Annotated in this window: 21 protein-coding genes and 1 other annotated feature (1 of these 22 cut by a window edge); of the genes, 4 read left to right on the top strand and 17 right to left on the bottom strand. The window is 45.8% G+C overall.

The window, feature by feature from the left end; translation table 11 throughout:
• The first annotated feature begins 24 nt into the window (after window positions 1–24).
• The 3 genes from ACRRU2_RS11015 (at window position 25) to ACRRU2_RS11005 (ending at window position 3,212) form a co-directional block, all read left to right on the top strand.
• Window positions 25–1,029, top strand: a complete 1,005-nt coding sequence (locus ACRRU2_RS11015; RefSeq protein ID WP_331697189.1) for a Gfo/Idh/MocA family protein — start codon at window positions 25–27, stop codon at window positions 1,027–1,029.
• 31 nt (window positions 1,030–1,060) lie between these two features.
• Window positions 1,061–2,062: an AraC family transcriptional regulator gene (locus ACRRU2_RS11010; protein WP_432501540.1), complete on the top strand. Its 1,002-nt coding sequence runs from the start codon at window positions 1,061–1,063 to the stop codon at window positions 2,060–2,062.
• 67 nt (window positions 2,063–2,129) lie between these two features.
• Window positions 2,130–3,212, top strand: coding sequence for a Gfo/Idh/MocA family protein (locus ACRRU2_RS11005; RefSeq protein ID WP_331697191.1), 1,083 nt, complete (start codon window positions 2,130–2,132; stop codon window positions 3,210–3,212).
• A gap of 566 nt (window positions 3,213–3,778) precedes the next feature.
• Here ACRRU2_RS11005 and ACRRU2_RS11000 read toward each other — a convergent pair.
• On the bottom strand, window positions 3,779–4,855 hold the full coding sequence (locus ACRRU2_RS11000; protein WP_432501536.1) for a Gfo/Idh/MocA family protein: 1,077 nt from the start codon (window positions 4,853–4,855) through the stop codon (window positions 3,779–3,781).
• Window positions 4,852–5,988 (bottom strand): Gfo/Idh/MocA family protein, encoded by a 1,137-nt coding sequence (locus ACRRU2_RS10995; protein WP_432501534.1) that lies wholly within the window; start codon window positions 5,986–5,988, stop codon window positions 4,852–4,854. Before ACRRU2_RS10995 ends, ACRRU2_RS11000 begins: the two co-directional genes overlap by 4 nt.
• Before the next feature lie 158 nt (window positions 5,989–6,146).
• On the opposite strand from ACRRU2_RS10995, the gene ACRRU2_RS10990 reads away from it, so the two are divergent.
• Entirely contained in the window at window positions 6,147–7,055 is a 909-nt protein-coding gene (locus ACRRU2_RS10990; RefSeq protein WP_432501531.1) for an AraC family transcriptional regulator, read from the top strand.
• Window positions 7,056–7,262: 207 nt separating this feature from the next.
• Here the strand turns inward: ACRRU2_RS10990 and odhB are convergent, their stop codons facing one another.
• From odhB to infC, 15 genes are all read right to left on the bottom strand, one after another.
• Complete coding sequence (odhB, locus tag ACRRU2_RS10985) at window positions 7,263–8,525, bottom strand: 2-oxoglutarate dehydrogenase complex dihydrolipoyllysine-residue succinyltransferase (RefSeq protein ID WP_432501529.1); 1,263 nt, start codon at window positions 8,523–8,525, stop codon at window positions 7,263–7,265.
• A 6-nt stretch (window positions 8,526–8,531) separates the two neighbouring features.
• A complete protein-coding gene (locus ACRRU2_RS10980) occupies window positions 8,532–11,453 on the bottom strand; it encodes a 2-oxoglutarate dehydrogenase E1 component (RefSeq protein WP_432501526.1) in 2,922 nt (973 codons plus the stop codon).
• A 93-nt stretch (window positions 11,454–11,546) separates the two neighbouring features.
• The gene (locus ACRRU2_RS10975; RefSeq protein WP_331697197.1) at window positions 11,547–11,669 is read right to left on the bottom strand and encodes a hypothetical protein; all 123 of its coding nucleotides are present in this window, start codon (window positions 11,667–11,669) and stop codon (window positions 11,547–11,549) included.
• Window positions 11,670–11,686: 17 nt separating this feature from the next.
• Window positions 11,687–11,809 carry a hypothetical protein gene (locus ACRRU2_RS10970; protein WP_331697198.1) on the bottom strand — a complete coding sequence of 41 codons (123 nt, stop codon included), beginning with the start codon at window positions 11,807–11,809 and terminating at the stop codon, window positions 11,687–11,689.
• A 657-nt stretch (window positions 11,810–12,466) separates the two neighbouring features.
• Window positions 12,467–13,984 (bottom strand): leucyl aminopeptidase, encoded by a 1,518-nt coding sequence (locus tag ACRRU2_RS10965; RefSeq protein WP_331697199.1) that lies wholly within the window; start codon window positions 13,982–13,984, stop codon window positions 12,467–12,469.
• Between the two features lie 154 nt (window positions 13,985–14,138).
• Window positions 14,139–15,542 carry an ATP-binding protein gene (locus ACRRU2_RS10960; RefSeq protein WP_432501523.1) on the bottom strand — a complete coding sequence of 468 codons (1,404 nt, stop codon included), beginning with the start codon at window positions 15,540–15,542 and terminating at the stop codon, window positions 14,139–14,141.
• Window positions 15,543–15,899: 357 nt separating this feature from the next.
• The gene (locus ACRRU2_RS10955) at window positions 15,900–16,307 is read right to left on the bottom strand and encodes a hypothetical protein (RefSeq protein WP_331697201.1); all 408 of its coding nucleotides are present in this window, start codon (window positions 16,305–16,307) and stop codon (window positions 15,900–15,902) included.
• 202 nt (window positions 16,308–16,509) lie between these two features.
• Window positions 16,510–17,589 (bottom strand): 3-isopropylmalate dehydrogenase, encoded by a 1,080-nt coding sequence (gene leuB / locus ACRRU2_RS10950; protein WP_432501520.1) that lies wholly within the window; start codon window positions 17,587–17,589, stop codon window positions 16,510–16,512.
• Between the two features lie 224 nt (window positions 17,590–17,813).
• Window positions 17,814–18,806 carry a ketol-acid reductoisomerase gene (gene ilvC / locus ACRRU2_RS10945; RefSeq protein WP_331697203.1) on the bottom strand — a complete coding sequence of 331 codons (993 nt, stop codon included), beginning with the start codon at window positions 18,804–18,806 and terminating at the stop codon, window positions 17,814–17,816.
• Between the two features lie 154 nt (window positions 18,807–18,960).
• Window positions 18,961–19,446, bottom strand: a complete 486-nt coding sequence (gene ilvN / locus ACRRU2_RS10940) for an acetolactate synthase small subunit (protein WP_331697204.1) — start codon at window positions 19,444–19,446, stop codon at window positions 18,961–18,963.
• Window positions 19,443–21,188, bottom strand: coding sequence for a biosynthetic-type acetolactate synthase large subunit (gene ilvB, locus ACRRU2_RS10935; RefSeq protein ID WP_432501517.1), 1,746 nt, complete (start codon window positions 21,186–21,188; stop codon window positions 19,443–19,445). The genes ilvN and ilvB overlap by 4 nt, the downstream gene beginning before the upstream one ends.
• 665 nt (window positions 21,189–21,853) lie before the next feature.
• On the bottom strand, window positions 21,854–22,165 hold the full coding sequence (locus tag ACRRU2_RS10930; RefSeq protein ID WP_432501515.1) for a hypothetical protein: 312 nt from the start codon (window positions 22,163–22,165) through the stop codon (window positions 21,854–21,856).
• A gap of 150 nt (window positions 22,166–22,315) precedes the next feature.
• Window positions 22,316–22,675 (bottom strand): 50S ribosomal protein L20, encoded by a 360-nt coding sequence (gene rplT / locus ACRRU2_RS10925; protein WP_331697207.1) that lies wholly within the window; start codon window positions 22,673–22,675, stop codon window positions 22,316–22,318.
• 41 nt (window positions 22,676–22,716) lie between these two features.
• Window positions 22,717–22,917 (bottom strand): 50S ribosomal protein L35, encoded by a 201-nt coding sequence (rpmI, locus tag ACRRU2_RS10920; protein ID WP_331697208.1) that lies wholly within the window; start codon window positions 22,915–22,917, stop codon window positions 22,717–22,719.
• A gap of 32 nt (window positions 22,918–22,949) precedes the next feature.
• Window positions 22,950–23,516, bottom strand: coding sequence for a translation initiation factor IF-3 (gene infC / locus ACRRU2_RS10915; protein WP_331697209.1), 567 nt, complete (start codon window positions 23,514–23,516; stop codon window positions 22,950–22,952).
• Window positions 23,517–23,709: 193 nt separating this feature from the next.
• Window positions 23,710–23,749, bottom strand: a sequence feature (ribosomal protein L20 leader region); it runs 132 nt beyond the window's last position.

Raw genomic sequence — 23,749 nt, 5'->3', positions numbered from 1 at the left:
CCTGTCAGAAGGAGGCTTATCGTCGTGATTCGGATAGGAAAAATTAGTTATTGGCATGTTCATGCATGGGAGTACACGAATGAGGCATTGCATCATCCAGGAACGGAGATTACTGCCGTCTGGGACGAGCTGCCTGAACGCGGACGGGAAGCAGCCGGCAAATTGGGCGTCGCTTTTTATGAGTCGCTTGATGAAATGCTTAGCAGCGATCAGATTGATGCTGTCATCGTAGACGCTCCAACCTCTATGCATGCAGAGGTTATGATCGCAGCCGCCAAAGCCGGCAAGCATATTTTCACAGAAAAAGTTATTGCACCGACCTTACAGGAAGTTAATCAGATTTTGCAGCATGTAAAAGACAATAAAGTAAAATTGACCGTTTCTTTGCCAAGGCTTAATGACAGCTATACACTTGCGATTGAGCAGGTGCTTGAGCAGCAATTGCTTGGTCAAATAACACAGGTTAGAAGCAGGCTTTCGCATAATGGTGCAACAGCCGGCTGGCTGCCAGAGCATTTCTTCAATTTGCAGCAATGCGGCGGCGGCGCTTTGATTGACCTAGGCTGTCATCCCATGTATTTAACAAGGTTATTTATGAACGAGCTGCCATTATCGGTAACTGCACAATTCGGCTATGTAAGCGGCAAAGAGGTCGAGGATAATGCTGTCGCACTGCTGCAAGGCAGATCAGGTGCGCTTGGCATTGTTGAAGCAGGCTTTGTCAATGACCACTCTCCATTTGTGATTGAAGTGCATGGCACCAAGGGCACTCTTCTCTATAATCAATCTGATGACAAGCTGCTTCTGCGCAGCTCAGCAGAAGGCGGGAGCTGGCAAGAGCAGTGGACAGAGCTGCCTCTACCGAAAAAAAGAGAAAACGCCTTTTCTCAGTGGGTGCAGCACATAGAAAATGATACGGAAGCAGAGCATAACATCGCTCTCGCCGTAGACTTGACCAAATTGATGGAAGCAGCTATAATCTCCGCGAGAGAGCAGCGTGCAGTGGCAATTGCGGAACTAAAGTCTTAATGCGGCAATATAGCAATGGAGGCGCTATAGCATGAGTCTTTTTCAATACAAGGAAATGTACGAGCGCATGGATGCGCTGGAACGGCTGGATTTGACCTTTCATTGGGGCCCGTATGATATTAGGGTGCTCCACTGTCATCTGGTTCAGTTTAGTCCCGGCAAAATTATTAATTTTCACATGCATGCAGAGTATGAATTTCATTTTATACCAGGCGGAAAAGGCACCGTCATCCTAGAAGATACGCAGTATCCGCTTGGCCCCGGCATGTTTTACTTGACCGGTCCCAATGTGCTGCATTATCAGGAAGCCGACATGCGCGAGCCGATGGAAGAGCTATGCCTCCATATTGATATTGTTAAGCGTCCCGCCAGCAAGCAAAGCTCAGAGCCAATCAGCCGCAGCAGCGATTGGGAAGAGCTTGAGGCAGTTAACTGTATCGAGAAGCTTCAATCGCTCCCCACGCAGCCCGCTATGGACAAATATATGGCAATGAGCTGCTTCGTTGAAGCTTACCGTGCCGCACAGCACAGTTATATTGGCAGCTACACTACGATAAAACAGGCAATTATTCAAATATTGCTGCGCTCTGTTAGAGCATATGAGAAGCCTGAAGAGGATTTACTTTCTATTCCTACCCGCAATATGAAGCAATATCGCTATAAGCTGGCAATCGAATATATTCGTACTAATTATGCTCAGCAAATATCGATCGACGACGTTGCGCAAAATCTTCGCTTAAGCACAAGACAGCTGCAACGGCTGTTAAAAGAGATGGAGCCGACGCAATCCTTCAGCCAAATTGTAGAGGTTATCCGTTTATCCGCTGTATGCAAGCAGCTGTTGGCCAGCGATGCTTCCATCGAAGCCATCGCCCTTCAATGCGGATTTTCCAGCGGCAACTATTTGCATTCTGTTTTCAAACAAAAATATGGCATTACACCGGCGCAATACCGGTTAGAAAATCAGCCAAGGATAAACGGCTCCGCCGTCCTGCAATTGAACGAAGGAGGCGCGTTTACCGATGAAATATAGGAACAAGTATAAGGTGAAAACTTATACTTTCCTATATTTTTAAAAACAATTAATTGGAGGTCATACTATGTCCAAAATATATCGTGTTGCTATTATCGGCTGCGGAGGCATAGCTAATGGCAAGCATATGCCAAGCTTGAGCAAGCTTAGTAATGTTCAGATGGTTGCATTTTGCGATATCGTTGAAGAACGTGCTGAAGCAGCTGCTGCCAAATATGGCGCTGAAGGTGCCAGCGTATATACAGATTACAAAGAAGTGCTTAAGGACTCTTCAATTGATATCGTTCATGTATGTACGCCTAATGATTCCCATGCTGATATTTCCATTGCTGCGCTTGAGGCTGGCAAGCATGTGATGAGCGAGAAGCCTATGGCTAAGACGGCAGAGGATGCCAAGCGCATGATGGAAACTGCCAAGCGAACAGGCAAAAAATTGACCGTAGGCTACAACAACCGCTACAGACCAGACAGCCTTCACCTTAAAGAAATTTGCAATAGTGGCGAGCTTGGCGAAATTTATTTTGCAAAAGCCCATGCAATCAGACGCCGCGCTGTACCTACCTGGGGCGTATTTCTGGACGAAGAGAAGCAAGGCGGCGGACCGCTTATCGATATCGGTACGCATGCGCTTGATCTTACGCTTTGGATGATGGATAATTATAAGCCGAAGGTTGTGCTTGGCAAAGCCCATCATAAGCTTTCACAGCGTGAGAATGCTGCCAATGCCTGGGGCCCTTGGGACCCTAGCAAATTCACAGTAGAAGACTCTGCATTCGCGATGATTCAAATGGAAAACGGAGCGACAATTATGTTGGAATCCAGCTGGGCGCTTAATTCGCTTGAGGTGGATGAAGCGAAATGCTCGCTGTCCGGTACAGAAGGCGGAGCAGATATGCGCGGCGGACTGCGTATTAATGGCGAAGAGCATAGCCGCTTATATACAAAGGAAATTGATTTGAAAGCTGGCGGTGTGGCCTTCTACGCTGGTGCCAGCGAGTCTGATGCCGATATCGAGATGAGGCTTTGGATTAAAGCGATCGATGAAGACAGTGAGCCAATCGTTACGCCAGAGCAAGCTTATGTCGTGTCTCAAATTCTTGAAGCAATTTATGAATCCTCCAAAACAGGCAAGGCTATTTACTTGTCCTAGTATAAGAAACCCGATTTACCGATTGTTAGGTTTCGGAGTTTCAGAGTTCGGAGTTCGGAGTTCGGAGTTCGGAGTTCGGAGTTCGGAGTTCGGAGTTCGGAGTTCGGAGTTCGGAGTTCGGAGTTCGGACCGTCAGGATACATCCTGACGGTCTTTTTATTGCCAAAAAAGGCTACTTCAATCGAAACACTTAAATCCAAATGCAGCATTTCGGGCTGCTGAAAAACCCTTTTTATCGTCGCGAAATGTGCCAACTAAAATAGGCGCCGACCGCTTCTGTATCTAACTAAGTACATTTTGTACATCTAGATTCTCTTTTTTCGCTGAACAAACGATTCTAAATGGATTTCATGTATCTAGTTTCGCTGAATTACCCTATATTTCACGAATTGTGCCAAACTAGATGTAGTTTTTCCCCTTAGATTCACAAAAAAGCAAAATTTATTAAAACTAAGTACAAGAAATGCAGCTATATCGCATGTGTGCCCATTCCATAAATCAGGGTTTGCCAGAGCGGAAAAAAAGAGCTAACGGCATCCACCGTCAACTCTTCCTCTTGAGAGATATTAGCCTTCTATACGTACAGCTTGCTTTTGAGCAATTAGAGATAATTCAGCCGCCTTGAACGCATGCTCCTGGGTCATAGCATGGTCCGTACCGTTTATCAAATCCAGAATCATCTCACCGAAGAATGGATAGCCCACTTTACCGCTCAGACTGATATGCTGCTCGCCCTCATGTGTAACAAGATACAGCTGATCACCTTGCTGCTCACGGCCAACATCAATATACTTGCGAAGCTCGATATAACCGTCTGTCCCCATAATAATGGTGCGGCCATCGCCCCATGTGCCAAGCCCGTTTGGCGTCAGCCAATCTACGCGAAAATAGCCGGTAGCTCCATTATTGCCCACAACTGTTATATCTCCGAAATCCTCGAGCTCAGGATACTGCTTATTATTATAGTTAGCGACTTTGCTGCCAGTAATAACAGCGTCTGTATTGCCCGTAAAGGTAAGGAACTGTTCCAGCTGGTGCGAGCCGATATCGCATAAAATACCGCCATACTTTTCCTTCTCGAAAAACCACTCCGGGCGCGATGGAGCGTTAAGCCGATGCGGACCAAGGCCAATTACTTGAACAACTCTCCCGATGACGCCCTGCTCAATAAGCTTGCCCGCATATACTGCGCTTTCTACATGAAGCCGTTCACTGTAGTAAACCATGTAGCGCTTGCCGGTTTCCGCATAAGCCGCTTTTGCTTCCTCGAGCTGCTCGAGTGTTGTGAAAGGTGCTTTATCTGTAAAATAATGCTTGCCGCTTCTCATCACTTTAACGCCTAGCGGACCGCGCTGGCTCGTTACAGCAGCAGCAGCAACAAGCTGAATTTCGTCATCCTGCAAAATCTGCTCCTCAGATTCAGCAACCGTTACCTGCGGGTATCTCGCCTTGAATGCTTCCACCTTCGACGGATCAGCATCATAAACCCACTTCAATTCAGCACCGGCTTCAATAAGCCCATTGCTCATGCCATAGATATGGCCATGATCAAGCCGCATTGCTGCAAACTTGAATTGTCCTGGCTCAACGACTTTACGAGCCGCCCCTTCCGGTGCATAGTTCATACCATCCGCCTTGCTCATACCATAGCCTCCTTTTTCTTTTTAGAGGATTCTGCTATTTTTTGCTGCAAATAGTCGTAATAAAGCTCCTCGTCTATCGGCATATCCACCCATCCGTCTGTCCATGTCGACAGCAGCATCGCATTGGAAATCATTAGCCCTTTTATACCTTCTGCACCAGGGGCAATTAAAGCCTCGCCATGCAAAATCGCATTAACAAAGTTTTGAGTAATCCCTTTATGATCAGGATTTACACCTTCTACCGGCACCTCGCATTTCCAGCATTCCGGACTTCCAAAGCTGCCAGTAAATCGCTTATTGAATTCAGATTCAGGCTCACGCAAGCGCCAGAATGTAAGCTGGTTGTTTTCAATTACAATTTTGCCTCGGTCGCCAGAAATTTCAAAACGGTTCGTGCCCGGTGCTTCGCCAGTCGTTGTAACAAATACGCCAGTAGCGCCATTTTCGTACTCAACAAAAGCGGTAACATCGTCTTCTACTTCGATATTGCGATGCTTGCCAAAATAACAGAAGGCTCTTACTCTAGTAGGCATCATTCCGATCGTCCATTGCCATAGATCAAGCTGATGCGGGTCTTGATTGAGAAGCACGCCGCCGCCTTCTCCGGCCCAGGTTGCGCGCCAGCTTCCTGAATCATAATAGCTTTGCGATCTGTACCAGTTCGTAATAATCCAGTTTGTGCGCTTAATTTCACCCAGCTCGCCGCTGTCGATTATATCTTTTAGCTTGCGGTAAAGAGGATTTGTACGCTGATTGTACATCATGCTGAACACTACATTTGATTTCTCCCAAGCTTCATTCATTTCCCGCACCTGCTTCGTATACACGCCAGCAGGCTTTTCGCACAGCACATGCAACCCGCGCTCAAAGCAAGCAATACTCAGCTCCGGATGCGAATAATGAGGTGTTGCTATAAGCACAGCATCAATTTCCTTGCTGTCCATCATTTCATAAGGATCTGTATATCTGAGTACTGCTTCGCCCAGTTCTTGCTCGGCCCACTTCAAATTTTCAGGAATGGCATCGCAGACAGCTGCTAGAGTTACACCGGATACCTCGCCTTTTATCAAATATTTAATATGTCCTTTGCCCATATTGCCAACGCCAATGATGCCTAGTCGAACGTTCTGCATGCTTCAATCTCTCCTTTTAAGCACGATAATTTTACAATGTATACGTTTATCGTATCACGTGTAAGCGGACTCAACTTCATTGGCGTTTTCTAATAATCTCTTTTATTTAACTCTGGTTGATGTATAATTAAACTACTTAGACGGGGGGCTGAATCTTGGTGTCTAACTCATTGACTCATTTTCCTTTTACGATGGGAAGCTCTGTGAATTATAATCCAGTTTTGCACTATCATACTCACTCTCAATATGAAATCTATTACTTTCATGGCGGTAAAGCGAATTATATTATTAATGATCGTATTTACGTGCTGGAGCCAGGCGATCTTTTTCTATTGCATGGCATGACGATGCACAAAGCGCATGTCGATCCGGATACCGCCTATCATCGTACAACGATTCATTTTGATCCCTACTATTTCAAAAAATTTATTCAGCCGTCTTATACGCCAGATTTATTAATTCCTTTCCGAAAGCTTCATAATGTACGCTTGCAACTGCGTGGTGAAGAGAAGCTTGCTATGGAAGCCCGCTTACTCAGTATGCTGAAGCTGTATAAAGAGCAGACCGATTATTCCTTGCAGCGCTTTCAAGCTCAAATGCTCGATTTGATGATTGTTATTCATGAGCTCTGCCAAAAGCCCCTGCAGGATATTCCAGAATTCCCTTCAGCACGCGAAGAGCATGTGCAGCGCATTATTTCTTATATCGAGCAAAACTTTCAAGAGGAGCTTACTCTAGAGCTTATTCAGTCTGAGCTTCACCTGAGCAAGTACTATTTGGCCAAAACATTTAAAGAAATTACCGGAATGACTATTTTTTATTTTTTAATGCAGCGCAGAATATATGAAGCCAAGCTGATGCTAATTGAAGACGATATGCCGATCACAGATATCGGCTATGAGGTCGGCTTTAAGCATCCATCCCACTTCAGCAGGGCGTTCAAGCAGCATACGAATAAAACGCCTGAACAGTATCGCAAGGAGAACAAACGCGTACGCTCGTCCAACAAATCCTTGCCGGCAGAGCGTGCCATATTTGAGTCATTTCCTGGACATCATACGCCATAATTAGCCGGATCCGTAAATGTTCTGAGCGTTATACTTTATTATTACCAAGGATAAACAGCTCCGCCGCCCTTCGCTAAAACGAAGGAGGCGCGTTTACCGTTGAAATATAGGAACAGGTATAAGGTGAAAACTTATACTTTCCTATATTTAAAAAAGGACTGTCTGCATCATCTCCATGATGCGGACAGTCCTTTTAAAATTTATTTATTAGCCTTGAAGAAGCAATTGCTCAGGATCCTCGAGCATTTCCTTCACAGCTACCAGGAAGCGAACTGCTTCGCTGCCATCAACGATACGATGGTCGTAGGACAATGCGATATACATCATCGGACGATTTTCCATACGCTCATCATCAATAGCGACAGGGCGAACTTGAATTTTGTGCATGCCCAGAATACCCACTTGTGGAGTGTTCAGGATTGGTGTGGATAGCAATGAGCCAAATACACCACCGTTAGTAATTGTGAAGCTGCCGCCTTGCAAATCGCTTAGTGCAAGCGTATTAGCACGAGCCTTCTTCGCAAGCTCTCCAATAGAACGTTCGATATCAGCAAATCCAAGACGATCTGCATCACGTACTACTGGAACAACCAAGCCTTCCTTCGCAGATACTGCAATACCAATATCATAGAATTTCTTCACTACGATATCTTCTCCGTCAATCTCTGCATTAAGAAGTGGGAACTGCTTCAAAGCACCAACTACAGCTTTAGTAAAGAAGGACATAAATCCTAGATTTACATCGTTCTTTTCAAAGAAAGCTTGCTTGCGACGCTTGCGCAGGTCTAGAATAGCTGTCATATCTACTTCATTAAAAGTAGTAAGCATAGCTGCTGTACGCTGAGCCTCAACTAGTCGGTTAGCAATTGTTGCACGGCGGCGCGACATGCGCTTGCGCTCTACTGGCTTGGCGTCGTTGCTTGCGCTAGCTGCTGCTGGAGCTGCAGGCGCAGAAGCTGAAGCCGCTGGTGCCGGTGCTTGTACACCATGTGTACGAACATCATCCGGATAAATTCTGCCGATTTGATCCTTGCCTTGCACCTGGTTCAAATCAATGCCTTGCTCGCGAGCAAGCTTGCGGGCAGCTGGCGTAGCATTAACGGATGCTGCTGTTGATTGTACAGGCGCAGCAACTGGTGCTGCTGCAGGGGCCGATACTGCCGCCGGAGCTGCAGTTTCAGCTGCTGAAGCCGGTGCCGCCGCCGGTGCTGGAGTTGCAGGCGCAGCAGCACCTGAACCAGCACCAATTGTACCGATTGCTTCACCTACAAGCACAACATCTCCGTCTTGCTTAGCAATGCTGGCAACAACGCCGCTGCTGTCAGCACTGATTTCAATATTTACTTTATCTGTTTCAAGCTCAAGAAGCACATCACCTTGATTAACGGTATCGCCTTCTTTGACAAACCATTTTGTAATCGTGCCTTCCGAGATCGATTCACCTAATTCTGGAACAATAATATCTGCCATGTCTGTCTACCCCCTAACCAAATTCGATTCGAATGGCTGGCCATTCAAAGCGGAAGAAATAATCGTCTGCTGTTCTACTGCATGAACCTCTTGATGGCCGCTTGCTGTACTTGAACGATCCGGACGGCCGATATAGCGAACCGGGATTTTCTCAGATACAAGCGCGCGAAGACGAGGCTCCATATAGCTCCATGAACCCATATTTTTAGGCTCTTCCTGTACCCAAACGATTTCTTCAAGCTTCGGAAACTGCTTAATAATACGATCGAGTTCAGCATGCGGGAGCGGATATAATTGCTCAACATGCGCTACACGCAGCCAGCCAAAATCCTCATCACTGCGCGAAGCGAGCGCTTCGTCAATATCAACTGTAATCTTACCTGTGCCAAGCAGCAGGCGTTTTACTTTATCTTTTGCAGCCTTCGATTCAGTCAAGCTGAATTGCGGCAATACCGGCTTGAAGCTGCCTTCACTAAACTCAACGCCGTGCGAAGCAACGCGCGGGTTGCGGATCAAGCTCTTTGGAGCCATAAGTACAAGCGGACGAACGTTCTCGCTCTTAAGCATAGCGGCTTGCTTGCGCAGCAAATGGAAATATTGCGCAGCAGTAGTCAAGTTCGCTACTGTCCAGTTATTGTCAGCTGACAGCTGCAAGAAACGCTCTAGACGCGCGCTGGAGTGCTCAGGCCCTTGGCCTTCGTAGCCGTGCGGAAGCAAGACGACAATACCTGATTTTTGCGACCATTTTGCACGGCCAGCAGAGATAAACTGGTCGAAAATTACTTGTGCAACGTTCGCAAAATCACCATATTGCGCTTCCCAGATTACAAAAGTTTCTGGCGCAAAAATATTGTATCCATATTCAAAGCCAAGCACCGCAGTTTCTGAAAGCGGGCTGTTGTATACAGCAAACGAAGCTTTCGCTTGAGGCAGTATATGCATTGGCGAAAATTTCTTGCCATTGACGGAGTCATTAAGCATAACATGACGATGAGCAAATGTACCTCGTTCGGAATCCTGACCGCTAAGTCTAATCGGAGTTCCATCCGCAAGAATCGATGCGAAGGCCAATGCTTCAGCATGCGCCCATTCTACTTTTTCGCCGTCGTTAAGCGCAGAAGCTCTGCGCTGCAAAATACGCTTCAGCTTCGGATATTCAGTGAAGCCTTCCGGACGATTAAGCAGCTCCAAATTCAGCTCGCGAAGCGTCTCAAGCGGCACTGCTGTCGATACATCCTCGGATACGATGAAGCTTGCATCCTCGCCATGATGCGGCACAGCCTTGCCTTCGTTGGACTTCAAGCTGTCGTAAGCTCCCTGCAATGTAGCTGCAGTACGCTGGCGCAGCTGCTCCACTTGAACCTCTGTCAGCGCCTTATGAGCTAACAGCTTATCGCCGTATATTGTAGCCACCGTAGGATGATTACGCACTTTAGAATACATTAGCGGCTGCGTTACATCCGGATCGTCCATTTCATTATGGCCATATCTGCGATAGCCTACCAAATCAATAACGAAGCCCTTGTTGTAGCGAATGCGATATTCGCATGCCAAACGGACAGCAGCAAGACATGCTTCCGGATCGTCTGCGTTAACGTGGACAATCGGAATATCAAAGCCTTTAGCCAAGTCAGAAGCATAGTGTGTGGAACGCGAATCTTCACTGTTAGTTGTAAAGCCTAGGCGGTTATTAGCAATAATATGCAGCGTTCCGCCATTGCGGTAGCCGTTCAGCTTGTTGAAGTTCAATGTTTCGGCAACGATGCCTTCACCGATAAATGCAGCATCACCATGCACGCAGATCGTTACTGCGCCGTTAGGATCCTGAACCGGGAAGCCTGCAGAGGATCTATCCTCTTGCGCTGCTCTTGTAAAGCCTTCAACAACCGGATTAACAAATTCAAGATGGCTAGGATTATTAGCAAGAATAACGTTTGTACGAACGGTCTCGCCTTCTTTTACAGCGCGGTCAGCACCAAGATGGTACTTCACGTCGCCAGTCCAGCCGTAGTTAATGCCCATCGAGCCTTCGGACGGCCCAAGCTCCTTGTTAGGAGAATGATGGAATTCAGAAAATATTTTTTCATACGGCTTGCCCAAAACATGCGTCAGCACGTTGAGGCGTCCGCGGTGAGCCATGCCGATCAGAATATGGTGCGCGCCATCATGGGCAACTGCGCGAACGATCTCGTCAAGAACCGGGACAAGCATGTCGACCCCTTCTATGGAGAATCGCTTTTGACCAACAAAGGTGCGATGAATGAAGCTTTCGAACTGCTCAACTTGCATTAAGCGCTCAAGCAATGCTTCTCTTTCTCTATTCGTAAGCGGAGCCGGGAATGTCGCAGATTCCGCTTGTTTATGAAGCCATGTACGTTCTTGCTCATCATGAATATGAGTAAACTCATAGGCTGCTGAGCGTGTATAAATTTTTCTCAGACGCTTTATCGCGTCCCATCCATTATTCAAGTCGCTTGGAGCGTTATCCCAAATAAGAGATGCCGGCATTGCTCTCAAGTCTTCTTCTGTAAGACCGAATGTTTCAGGTTCAAGCAAACCGGTATCCGCAGTTGGGCTTAGCTCGAGCGGATTAATGTCCGCAGCTAAATGGCCGTACCTGCGTATGTTCAGCATAAGCTGATGTGCGGCAACGACCTTCTTCAACATATTCGCGTCTAGCGATCCGCTCACTGAAGGAGCTGATGCTGCCGCTTGATTTGCGTTCTGTGCCGACGTGCTTGAAGCAGCGCCTTTAGCAGCAGACGTAATGGATGGCGGTGCTCCCCAAAGCTCAAATAGTTCTCGAACCGATGCTTCAACAGCAGACGGATCGGTCAGGTAAAGCTCATACTGCTCCTGCACATAACCAAGATTGGGACCATAGTAGTTTTTCCAAGGCGAATGATTGCGCTCTTCATTGAAGCTCATTGCAGAAAATTCCACCCTCTCTGTTCTTAACCATCCTATTATTTTCTTTGACGAATAAAATCATGCATCTTCGCCAAAACACTATGAAATACTTCATAAATATTTCATAATTAAATCATGCATAATGATATTGCATAATCTCTCTTTATTGTAGTACAATACGATGCTTGCTTCCATACTCTTATTGGCATCGGTTTCATCACTTTCTAGCATCAATCAGCTGCAAAATCCCCTTATTCCATCTCATAAATGCCGAAAATCGATCCGTTTTTCAATTTTTTCAATATCATTTCCATTTTATGTACATGATAACGTTTTAGCCTTTTGCTAGCATCGACAACTTTCTTTGTTTTCATAACTGGGAGCACCCTTTTTCCATTCTCTTTTTCGCATAGAAGTAGCAGTTTTGACCTAAGGATGAACGGCTTCGCCGTCCTTTGGACAGGGTGCGTTTACGATAAATGATAAGAAGAAGTTTATAGAAAAAACTTAATTTAAAAAAGCCCTTCGGCTGAAGGGCTTTTAAACGGATGCAAATCTATATGATGTTATTGAGCTTGTCGTTAAAGGTTGCAAAGAATAACAGTCCTGGAGCGGAGCTCGGTAAACCGTTCATTTTGTAACGAATCCTGAATACACTATTTCACATAAAATGTCCCTTTTGAAATTCTGACGCATCGTAGAGACGCTATCTGTGAACAAATGCTCATATGGGCAGCGTTTTATAGCGAATAAGTACGCTGTGATTCGTTACAAATTTAAAACATGCTTTTTTGGCATAATAGCGCTGCTGGCATTCGTTACAATTCCCAAACATTGAAACACCCTTTATTTTGCGAAATACGCCAATGCTTATTTGGGCTGCGTTTCCTCCATCAATAAGTTTGCTCAGATTCATTGCCAATCCAATAATGATGCGATTATACATTATACTTCCCAGTTTTGTTCTTGTAATTTAAGCAAAATACGTGCTGGGGCACAATAAATCAGCGCTTCGGTCGTCAAGATCGAGATCAAATCTTTGCCAGCAGCTCAACGAGCGTACGCACCATTACGCCGGTAGCTCCCTTCGGCTCCCAGCCGCGCGCCGTTTCAAGCCAGGCAGTGCCGCCAATATCGAGATGCACCCACGGCAGATTTTCAGCAAAATGCCCAATGAACAAGCCGCCCGTAATGGTGCCGGCATATCTTCCTCCGCTATTTTTCAAATCCGCAGCATCGCTTTTTATTAATTTCTTATACTCCGGGTAGGCTGGCAGCGGCCACACACGCTCTCCTGAACGTTTGGAAGCGGAAATGACGTCTACCAAAAATTGTTCGTCATTTGTAACTGCGCCAGTCGCTTCATAGCCGAGGGCAACCATTACTGCTCCGGTTAATGTCGCAACGTCAACAAGCCGGGTTGCGCCGCGCTGAATGGCCACTGTCAGTCCGTCTGCCAGCACGAGCCTGCCTTCCGCATCTGTATTCACAACCTCCACCGTATAGCCGCTTAACGTACGCAGCACATCGCCCGGCTTAAGCGCCCGGTCGGACGGCATATTTTCGGCGGCCGGAATAACAACAACGGCATTGACAGGAAATTGAAGCCTGGCGATTGCTTTAATTGCACCTAGAACTGCGGCGGCGCCCCCCATATCGGAAATCATCTCTTCCATGCCAGAGGCCGTTTTTAACGATATGCCGCCGGTATCAAAGGTAATGCCCTTGCCGACCAACCCCCATACTTCCTCGCTGTTAGGATCGCCGTTATAGTGAAGCACAATCATGCGAGGCGGATGGATGCTGCCCTGGCCAACGCCGAGCAAGCCGCCCATTCCCTGCTCTGCCGCTCCCCATTCGTCTATCACTTCAATATCAAGCTCATGCTCCTGCGCAATTTTTTCCGCTTCCAGCGCAAGCTGCTCAGGCGTAAGCTGATTGCCTGGCAAATTCGTAATATCCCGCGCATACGCTACCGCCTCAGCAATAATCTGCCCTCTTGCAACAGCTGCATCGAGGCGCAGCTTATGATACCAGGTCGGGTCGTTCTCCGACTCCCATTCGGGAGAAAGCACGACTGTCTCCAGCATGTAACGATCCTCCGGCGATTTTTTAATCGGCTGTCTCGTATGCAAGGCCAAAATAATCCCTTCCGTTACAGCCTGAGTTACATTGCTGCTGCTTTCAGCCGTAGCATCCGCGGAAAAAAGATTATCATGCAATACGACCTTGACACGCTTCGCTTTTATGTTTTTAAGCGCCCTCGCTGCTGCCGCTGCAGATTTTCTCCAGCTGTCCCCGCCTTCCTCTTGATCAACTCCAGCATATACGACATGCTTTACAGGCAGCAGGCCAAGCGTTGGCAAAGACATAATTTGCTCTGTTTTGCCTTCAAATTGTTTATTCGCATAGCTCTCTCTGAGCACATCATCCAACTGGCTTGCTACAATTTCAGATCTGGCATCCAGCTCCTGTACATCGACAAATCTGATAACAGCATCATATTGCAGCTCTTGCTCATCGCTTCTCAGCATAATTTCTATACTCATTTTTTTCATCCTCTCCAAACATTTTCACACTAGCATGGCCTTCATTCCATTCCATCACAAACCTATTCATTACAAAGTATGTTTGAAAAAAGCTAATGCATTCTCATTATAAAAATAATAGTCGAGGAAATTACCCCGACTAAATTTTAATCCTTTACGTATGTAATGGCAAATAAATTGTAAATTCTGTTCCTACTCCTTCCGTGCTATTCACTCGGATATTTCCGCCATGATTGCGAATAATGCGATAGCTTACTGAAAGCCCTAACCCAGTACCTGTTTGCTTTGTTGTAAAAAACGGATCAAACAGCTTGCTCATCGTTAATTTATCCATTCCGTAGCCATTATCTTTAATTGCAATTTCAACATATTTCCCATCACTGTTGACATAAATATTAATTTTTCCGCGGCGCCCGCTTTGCTCGCTGTTTACAGCGTCAAGCGAGTTTTTGATCATGTTTAGGATGACCTGCTTAAGCTGCTTCACATCAATAGACACATATAAGCCAGTAGCAAATTGATCAATTGAAATCTCACAGTTTTGCAAGAGCGCTTCACTTTCAATCAATATAGTAACATCTCTTAGAAGGCTCTCAATCGAAGTTTTTTGCTTCATAGGGGCAGACGGCTTGGAGGAATTCAAAAACTCGTTAATAATATCATTAGCCCGGTCAATCTCTGTTAAAATAATTCTAGCATATTCTTCCTTGCCTATCTCCAGCAGATAGGGGCGAAGCAGCTGAATAAATCCTCGAATGCTAGTAAGAGGATTGCGTATTTCATGGGCAATCGCAGCAGAAATTTTTCCGAGCATGGCGAGCTTTTCATTTTGAAAAGCACTTTGCTCAATTTGTCTGAATTCCGATACATCCTTGACGCTAATTAAAAAGCCGCCATCGAGCTGCTCTCCATACGTAATTGTGGCAAGCAGATGCTTCCCATCATTATACTGGAACTCATAGTACCGGTTTTTCTTTACCATCATCTCACGATAAATGCGTAATATCGCCCTCTTTGCCGACAAAGCCAAACTCTTATGTAATAAGATTTCCTTGATCGAACAGCCGATCAGCGTCTTTCTTGGAATGTCCAAATGTCTGGCCATTTGAACATTAATAAATGATAGGATGCCGTCACTATCAAATAGAGCTATCCCACTATCCATATGCTGCAGAACATTTTCATATTTGTTTTTCACTTTCTCAGTAGATTGATTTGAACGAAACAATAATTCTCTCATTTCATTAAATCTCACATCTGACGCCGCGTCCACCTCCCCTGCAAGCTCGTAATTTTCTCCGCTCTCGCTTGCCGAATGAGATGTCTCCATCAACTCTGTCAAAAAAACAAATGATCGATTGTACAGTTCTACGATTTCCTTGGAATCAACATTAACAGCCAAAGTCTGAAGGCAATCCTCATGCACAGATAATATTTGTTCCGGATTTATGCCTCGCAGCTGCCTGCCTATTTCATTGGCCTGGATTAACGACGTTTCCTTTCCATAGCGGATATACTCGGCTAACGCCGGGAAATAACGCTTTCTTACGATCTGCATCAACCTCTCCTCCCCGGCAATGTTCGCGCTTATGGACAATAGTAGCATCTACATATTATGATAGAGTTCATTTACAAAGTATGTCAATCGGAGATAATGTCGAATAGAAACAATTTCTTTTATACATTTATTAGGCGTTAAATGACAATTTTCGCTAAAAAATAATATAATTTTAGTCCTTTCGCCATCTATTTAATTAATATTTTCGCTACTTTACTATTAATTTATCACTTCTTGCTTATAGGACTTATCTTTTCGACAAGCTTCTTCATCTATAGTGCAGCTATATGATTATTTACCTAGAGCATAAAAGCGCAAAAAAAGTCAATCCTTTAACAGGATTAACTTTTTATGCCTTTAGTGTTTCTGCAGCAGCTTATTCCTTCTCGCATTCAATGCCCGCAGCCTTCTCTTAAGCATGTACTGCCAGCTGCTGTCCTCAATCTGATACGCAAACTGGAGCAGATCCAGCGCCATATCGATTTGACTTCGAACAACCTCCATTGCATCTTCATCTTCATGATTCACACAGTTTTCCAGCAGCTCTTCCTGCGATTGTTCTATATAATCGTTAAAATCCACTTCAACGGCCCCGTCGCCTTGCGCAAAATCCGCCAAAAGCTCGTAGTCCCCTTTCGCCAAATAATGGATGTCGACCCGTTGGCAAACTGGACAAAACAATACAGGAACATGATGAATATGCGTTTGAAGATGCTTTAATGTCCCTCTTGTGCCAAGCATGCTAGCACCGCAGCAAAAGCTCATCGAATAGCCTCCCCCGTGTTGTTTATTCCATCATATTCGTTTTGACTGCCGCACATTCCTTAATAGAACAAAAATCAGCTTGCTGAATAATGACAATGCTTAATTAGACAAAGATAATAATTGAAAAAAAAACGTACCCTTGGCTAAGCCAAAAATACGTTTCCTCTATATTAGTTATATTTGTAAAAGTTCGCTTCAACGATTATTTCTTCATTGCTGCTACGATCAAATCCCCCATAGCGGTCGTGCTGATCGCTTTGCTCTTATCAACGGCAATGTCCGTAGTACGGTGGCCTGCGTCAAGCACTTCTTTGACTGCATCCTCAATAGCCTGAGCTGCATCGTGGTAGCCAAATGTCAGTCTGAACATTAACGCTACGGAAAGGACAGTAGCGATTGGGTTGGAAATGCCTTTCCCAGCGATGTCGGGAGCGGAACCATGCACTGGCTCATACAAGCCAAAGCTTCCTTCGCCTAGAGATGCTGATGATAGCATGCCGATTGAACCAGTAAGCATTGCTGCTTCATCACTCAAAATATCTCCAAACATGTTTTCAGTTACGATAACATCGAAGCTGGACGGACGGCGCAGCAATTGCATTGCGCAGTTGTCCACAAGCACATGCTCCAGTTCAACTTCCGGATATTCAGCAGCAACACGCACAACGACTTCGCGCCATAGGCGGGATGTTTCAAGCACGTTAGCTTTATCTACAGAAGCAAGACGCTTGCCGCGTGTCATTGCAATATCGAAAGCTTGGCGTACGATACGCTCAACTTCTTTCACGTTGTATACGCAAGTATCAACAGCTTCCTCTCCGTGAGCACCCTCGCGGCGGAACTTCTCGCCGAAGTAAATACCGCCAGTAAGCTCGCGAACAACGATCAAGTCTGTGCCTTCCAGCACCTCTGGTTTAAGAGTGGAAGCTTCCTTCAAGCAATCGAATACAGTAGCTGGACGAATATTGGAGAATAGGCCCAGCTCCTTGCGGATGCCTAGAAGACCTGTTTCAGGACGAAGCTCCTTGGAGTTGTTGTCCCATTTTGGTCCGCCTACTGCGCCAAGCAATACAGCGTCTGCGCCTTTGCACAGCTCCAGCGTTTCCTGCGGAAGCGGCGTGCCTTTCTCATCGATGGCGATACCGCCGAACAAGCCATGCTCAGTCTCAAATTGATAGCCGAAGAGCTCTTCTGCTTTTTTCATTACTTTTAAAGCTTCACCGACTACTTCTGGACCGATACCATCTCCGCCTAGAACGGCGATTTTTTTCACTTCTGACATATGTGTAAACACTCCTTGGTTTCATTCTGCATCTAATATCATTTGTACCATAAATCTAGTAGGATTACAAAGATATAAAAACTATTTAGACTATAGCCTTAGCCTATAAAGCTGCCGCTGAATAATTGCCCTAAAGTAAAGGCAGCACACTCGGACCAATGCCCTCGTGCGCTGTCTTTTTTGATCTATTGCATCCGCTTAAACAAGCAGGAACGAGCAGCTTATTACTTCTTGATCCAATGCATCAATTCGCGAAGCTGTTTACCAGTTTGCTCGATTGGGTGAGCTGCTTCGTTACGGCGAGTAGCTGTAAGCATAGCACGGCCCGATTGATTTTCCAAGATGAAGTCGCGAGCAAAACGGCCAGCTTGGATATCTTCCAATACGCGCTTCATTTCTTTTTTAGTTTCTTCAGTAACGATACGAGGACCAGTTACATAGTCGCCGTACTCAGCTGTATTGGAGATGGAATCACGCATTGTCGCAAGTCCGCCTTCATACATAAGGTCAACGATCAGCTTAAGCTCATGCAAGCACTCGAAGTAAGCCATTTCAGGAGCGTAGCCAGCTTCTACTAGAGTTTCAAAACCAGCTTTAACTAGCGCAGAAGCACCGCCGCAAAGTACAGCCTGCTCACCGAACAAGTCAGTTTCTGTTTCTTCCTTGAAGGAAGTTTCGATAACGCCCGCACGAGTACAGCCGATGCCTTTTGCATAAGCAAGACCGATTTCTTTTGCTTTGCCGCTAGCATCTTGATGGATAGCAATTAGTCCAGGAACACCGAATCCTTCTTCGTATGTGCGGCGAACCATATGTCCAGGGGACTTAGGTGCTACAAGGAATACGTCAGTTTCAGCATCAGCAACGATTTGGCCGAAGTGAACGTTGAAACCATGAGAGAACATAAGAGCTGCGCCTTTTTTCATGTTAGGAGCAATTTCTTCAGCATATACTTTTGCTTGAGTTTCATCTGGAAGTAAAATTTGAATGATATCAGCAAGCTTGGTAGCCTCACCAACGGAAAGCACTTCAAAACCGTCTTTTTTAGCAACTTCTGCTGATTTGCCCGGACGAAGGCCGATAACAACTTTTACGCCGCTATCGCGAAGGTTTTGCGCTTGCGCGTGGCCTTGGCTTCCATAACCGATTACTGCAATAGTTTTACCTTGAAGTACGCCTAGATCTGCGTCTTTTTCATAATACAATGTAGCTGACATAATAATAATTTCCTCCTTTAATTTAACCCTTTTGAGCGGGTGTTCAAAAGGACCATCGCTTGATCTTCCTCTTGAATACCCGCTCAAAGCGGGATATAGAACATTATAGCTTGCTTATAATAAAATTTCACTTCTATTAATTGCAGCGGCGATTTTATCTCGCATTGCCGCGGATCAATGCCGTTACGCCTGTACGTGAAAGCTCACGGATACCATATGGCTGCAGCAGCTCAATCATCGCGTCAATTTTACTTGTATCGCCGACGACTTGAACCATAAGCGAGTTAGTGCCGATATCAACTACCGCTGCGCGGAAAGTTTCCACCACTCCTAATATTTCAGGTCTTGCCGCAGGCTCGGCACTTACTTTAATAAGTGCCAGCTCGCGCGCAACCATTGGATTAGCGCTCAAATCGATTACCTTTATAACATCTATAAGCTTGTACAGCTGCTTCGTAACTTGCTCAAGCGTATGGTCATCTCCTTCTGTAACGATGACCATGCGCGACAAGCCAGGCTCTTCGCTGGCGCCCACAGTAATGCTCTCGATATTGAAGCCGCGGCGTCCGAACAAGCCAGCTACACGCTGCAATACGCCCGGCTGATCATTGACAATGACTGCGATCGTATTTTTCTTCATTCCGCATCCCCCATGATCATTTGGTCTATTGTGCTGCCTTGGGCAACCATTGGATATACGTTCTCGTCTCTGCGGACTACGAATTCAACTACCGCCGGCCCCGAATGGCGAAGCGCTTCTTCCCAAGCCGTTCTTGCTTCCTCTTTGTTGGTAGCACGGAAGCCTTTAACGCCGTAGGCTTCAGCAAGCTTGACAAAATCCGGGCTTCCGGCAAGGTCAATATGACTGAAGCGATTTTCATGGATCAACTCCTGCCATTGACGAACCATGCCTAGCACCTGATTGTTCAAAATAACGACTTTAACCGGAATATTGTTAATCGCGCAAATCGCGAGCTCCTGCGCGCACATTTGCATACCGCCGTCACCATTAATAGAAACGACTACACGATCCGGATTAGCCATTTGTGCGCCGATCGCTGACGGGAAGCCAAAGCCCATTGTGCCAAGTCCGCCCGAGGTTACCCAGGAGCGCGGCTTATTGAACTTGTAATATTGAGCCGCCCACATTTGATGCTGACCGACATCTGTCGTTACGATAGCGTCACCGCCAGTTGTATCATGGATCATCTCCACTACCCATTGCGGTTTAAGCTCATCTTCGGAATCAATATAGCTGAATGGATACTGCGCTTTGGAAATTTGAATCTGCTCTCTCCACTCATCAGCCAGGTCAGCGCGCTTAGCCAATTTATTAACTTGCTGCAGCACCGTCTTAACATCGCCGACAATAGGAATGTCTGTTGGCACGTTTTTGCCGATTTCCGCAGGATCAATATCGATGTGAACGATTTTGGCCAGCGGAGCAAAGCCGGACAGCTTGCCTGTTACGCGGTCATCAAAACGAGCTCCGATGTTGATTAGCAAATCTGCTTTTTGTATAGATGTATTCGCTGTGTAGGTACCGTGCATGCCTGGCATGCCCAGCCACAAATCGTTGCCGCTCGGGAAGCCGCCCAAGCCGAGCAAGGTCGTTGTAATTGGAATTTGTGTTTTTGTAGCAAACTCAAGCAGCTCCTCATGCGCGCCGGAATATACAACGCCGCCTCCTGCAAGGATGAGTGGCCGTGAAGATTGCTCAATCGCTTTAATGAGCTTTTCAACCTGAAGCTTATTAGGCGATACAGTCGGATTATAACCGCGGATGTTAACATCATTGACAGGCTTGAACAGCGTTTTCGCCGCCGATACATCCTTCGGAATATCGATAAGCACCGGACCTTTGCGGCCCGTATTGGCAATATGGAAAGCTTCATGAATAACGCGCGGCAGATCCTCTACCTTGCGCACCAGATAGCTGTGCTTCGTAATCGGCATCGTAATGCCAGTAATGTCCGCTTCTTGGAAAGCATCGGATCCAATCAAATGCGACATGACATTCCCTGTAATAATAACCATTGGTACAGAATCCATATATGCCGTCGCAATACCCGTTACAAGATTTGTTGCACCTGGGCCAGATGTAGCGATACATACGCCTACCTTTCCGCTTGCGCGGGCATAGCCGTCAGCCGCATGGATAGCGCCTTGCTCATGTCTTGTAAGTACGTGATTGAAATCGGGATTACCGTGCATTGCATCGTAGATGTACAATACTGCACCGCCAGGATAACCAAATACACAATCCACACCTTCAAGCAGCAAACTGCGCAGCAATATCTCCGATCCAGATATTACTTCAGGCTTTGACATTTTTTCAATTAACTCTTCTTTCGACTTTAGCGTTACATCTTGCGTTGCCATCAGTCATCCTCCTCTCAAAGAAAAACAAAAAAACCTTCCATCCCTCAAGCTTCAATAATAAAGCTATGAGGGACGAAAGGTATGCTTCCGTGGTACCACCCAAATTCGTTACTCATCTCTCGACAAATAACCTCAGCAGGTTAGAACAAACATTATTGTTCTACCTATGGCACTTTAACGCTTGCCTTGCGATTTCCCCTAATACGCATAACTTGACATGAGATGCTTTTCAGGGAAACAGCTCCGAGGTGAGCTCGTAGAAAAGGGGTTTTGGCGATGGTTTCAGCTACTCCAGTCGCTCTCTGGTCAAAATTGCCCTTAACACTTCGTCCTCATCATTGCCGATTCACTATTGTCTACTTGCTAATAAGCAAGAGAGAATGTAATACTTTAGACCATTATATGCCGATAAAGAGCGTTCGTCAAGCTTTGCTTTGCGCTTTGCATGCTCTAATTTCTATTATATACATAATGCTCAAAATCATCCATGCCGTCAATACTTTTATAGCACGCCGTGCTTTTTTACAGGCTGGTCACAAGGATAAACGGCTCCGCCGCCCTTCGCATGAACGAAGGAGACGCGTTTACCGATGAAGTATAGGAACAGGTGTAAGGGAAAACTTATACTTTTCTATATTTTTAAACACGCTGTTCTTCCCACTTAATCAAAATCCGCCGAAGCCGCCTTTAAAGCCGGGTCCCCCAAAGCAGCCCCCGCCGAAGCCGCCACAGCCAAAGCCTCCGCAACCACAGCCTGAGAAAGCCAATGCTCCAATCGCAACAATACTGAATAACGCAAGTGCAAAAATGAATTTCGTCTGTACGGTTTTGCCGCGTGATTTTTTAATCGGAGCCACATACATTGTGTTACCTTGTATTCGTATTAGCTTGCCTCGGACGACAGATCCGTCTTGGCGCACGGCGTAGATGGATTTTCCAATCAATTTGCGTACCTGCTTTTTTGATACCTTACGCATGCATAATCCCTCCTTTTCCGTTGTTCTTCAACGTATGTACAGGAAGGGACATTTGCTTGTATGTTTGTCCGCGCACCAGCAGGAAACAATAAAAAGGGCTGTCTAATCGTCAAAAATAACGAACAGACAGCCCTTATCACAGCCTAGCAATTAGGCATTAACTTTTTCTTTTGCAACATTAGCTAGCGAGTTGAACGCGCTAATATCGTTAACGGCAAGATCAGCAAGGATTTTGCGGTTAACTTCAACGCCTGCAAGGCGAAGGCCATGCATAAATTTGCTGTAAGACAATCCGTTAATGCGGGCAGCCGCATTGATACGAACGATCCAAAGTCTGCGGAAATCGCGCTTTTTGTTGCGGCGATCGCGGTATGCATACATCAAAGATTTGTTAACTTGCTCTTTAGCTGTTTTAAACAGGCGATGCTTCGAACCGAAGTAGCCTTTAGCTAGTTTTAAAATTCTATTACGACGACGAGTGCGGACAAATCCGCCTTTAACTCTTGCCATGAAAGGAACCCTCCTGTAGGTTAATGTTACTTAACTGATTATTATTTCAAGTTAGATAGCTGTTGTTGAATGCGGCGAACGTCGCCAGCTGCCATCAAAGGCTGAGTTGCAAGAACACGCTTTTGGCGGCCAGACTTATGAGAAAGCAAGTGGTTTCTGTAAGCTTTATAGCGTTTCACTTTACCAGTACCGGTAATTTTGAAGCGGTCTTTCAGACTGCTATGAGTTTTCATCTTAGGCATCTCTCAGTGATCCTCCTTAAATTCTTCAAAAATTAGTTGCTGTTTTTTGGTGCCAAAATCATAATCATGCTCCGGCCTTCCAGCTTAGGAGCGCGCTCAACATTGCATATTTCGGCAACCTCTTTGGATAGACGCTCCAAGATGCGTTGACCGATTGCTGCGTGAGTAATCTCGCGGCCGCGGAATCGCACTGAAGCTTTTACTTTATCGCCTTCATTAAGGAACTTGACTACATTACGGAATTTCGTCTGATAGTCATGCTCCTCGATATTCGCGCGGAACCAAACTTCCTTAACGTCAACAACCTTTTGGTTTTTACGTGCTTCCTTTTCTTTCTTCTGCTGTTCATAGCGGAACTTGCCATAATCCATAATACGACAAACCGGCGGTTTAGCTGTTGGAGCTACGTTTACAAGATCCAGGTTGGCATCAGCAGCCAGCTGAAGTGCTTCGCGAAGCGGCTTAATCCCAATTTGTTCCCCTTCTGCCCCTACAAGACGTACCTCTCTAGCTCGAATTTCATCATTGATTTGATGTTCTCTGCTAATCGTGTGACACCTCCAAATAGAATAGTTACGATACAAGGATAAACGACTCATCTTCCTTCGCTTGAACGAAGGAGGCGCGTTTACCGATGAATATAGGAACGGGTATAAAGTGACAACTTATACTTTCCTATATTTTTAACAAGCCTATACGGCTTAATGTTTGCAACAAGTAAGAACGTCCCTGTCGTCCATTGCCAAGGACGTGCGGTTGCTTGGACCATTCTAACATTCCTCAAGAGCATTAGAATTCAAAAAAGCGCGAGTTCACAAGAACCCGCGCTTAA

The organism is Paenibacillus sp. GXUN7292 (genome assembly GCF_050864975.1).
GTDB lineage: Bacteria > Bacillota > Bacilli > Paenibacillales > Paenibacillaceae > Pristimantibacillus.
The sequence above is the reverse complement of the archived record's forward strand: the minus strand, read 5'-3'. Positions and strand labels throughout refer to the sequence as shown.